General features: G+C 67.9%; 1 protein-coding gene. It reads left to right on the top strand.

Annotated features, from left to right (window positions below; all coding sequences use genetic code 11):
* Nucleotides 1–69: 69 nt before the first annotated feature.
* Nucleotides 70–1,280 (top strand): IS3 family transposase gene (locus tag Q8A52_RS48835; RefSeq protein ID WP_316765153.1). Its coding sequence is split into 2 segments (ribosomal slippage): nt 70–361 and nt 361–1,280, totalling 1,212 coding nucleotides; the frame shifts between segments, so codons are not numbered across the junction.
* The last annotated feature ends 29 nt before the right edge of the window (nt 1,281–1,309 follow it).

Genomic DNA, 1,309 nt, shown 5'->3' with positions numbered 1-1,309 from the left:
GGGCCCTGACCCTGGAGTTTGGACACCGGAGAGACTTGGATCTTGATGGTCCAGGAGAACGGAGTCCCTGTGGGGATGAAGCATTACCCCGCCGAGTTCAAGGCGGACGCGGTCGCGTTGTACCGGTCGCGTCCGGGAGCGACGATCAAGTCGGTCGCCGCCGATCTCGGAGTGAACACCGAGACGCTGCGGAACTGGATCCGGGCCGCCGACGGACGCCGCGCCGGTGCCCACTCCGCCCCCGCAACGGCACCGCAGCCTGCCGGTGACCCGGTTCAGGCGGAGCTGGCCGCCGCGCGCAAGAGGATCCGCGAGCTGGAGGAAGAACGCGACATCCTCCGCAAGGCGGCCCGGTATTTCGCGACGGAGACGCGCTGGTGAACCGCTGCCAGTTCGTTGAGGATCACCAGCGCCGATACGGCGTGAAGCGGCTCTGCGACATTCTCGGGATCGCCCGCTCGAGTTTCTATTACTGGCGTCGCACGGCCCGGGCTCGCATGGCCCGCCAGGCCGCCGACGACCGGCTCGCGGCTCGGATACGCAAGGCCCACAAGGAGTCCGACGGCACCTACGGAGTCCCGAGGATCACTGCCGAGCTCCGCGACGAGGGCGGCCAGGCGGTCAACCACAAGCGCGTTGCCAGGATCATGCGGACCATCGGCCTCGAAGGGGTCCGTCTGCGGCGCCGGCACCGCACCACCATCGCCGACCCGGCCACCGCGAAGGCCCCGGACCTGATCGGCCGCGACTTCACCGCGAAGGAGATCAACACCAAGTACGTCGGTGACATCACCTACTTGAGCGTCGGCGGCGGACGATTCTGCTATCTCGCGACAGTGATCGACCTGTGCTCGCGCCGCCTGGCAGGCTGGGCGATCGCCGACCACATGCGCACCGAGCTCGTCATCGACGCCCTCGCCGCCGCGGAACGGACCCGCGGCAGTCTGAACGGGGCGATCATGCACACCGATCACGGAGCCCAGTACACCAGCCGGGCCTTCGCGGACGCCTGCCGCCGGGCCGGTGTCCTGCAGAGCATGAGCGCCGTCGGGTCCAGCGCGGACAACGCCGCCGCCGAATCGTTCAACGCCAGCTTCAAAAGGGAGACGTTGAAGGGCCGAAAGGGCTGGTCAAGCGAGCGCGAGGCACGACTCGACGCCTTCCACTGGCTGTCCCGCTACAACACCCGACGCCGTCATTCCCGGCTCGGCCAGCGAGCCCCGATCACCTACGAGATCACCGTCCACCCAACATCAACTACCCTGGCCCGAGCCGCATAGACGTGTTCAAACTCCGGGGTCAAGGCCCC

Source organism: Streptomyces herbicida (assembly GCF_032656585.1).
GTDB classification, from domain to species: Bacteria; Actinomycetota; Actinomycetes; order Streptomycetales; family Streptomycetaceae; genus Streptomyces; species Streptomyces herbicida.
Note: the sequence above shows the minus strand (reverse complement) of the source record. Positions and strands in the feature narration are given on the sequence as shown.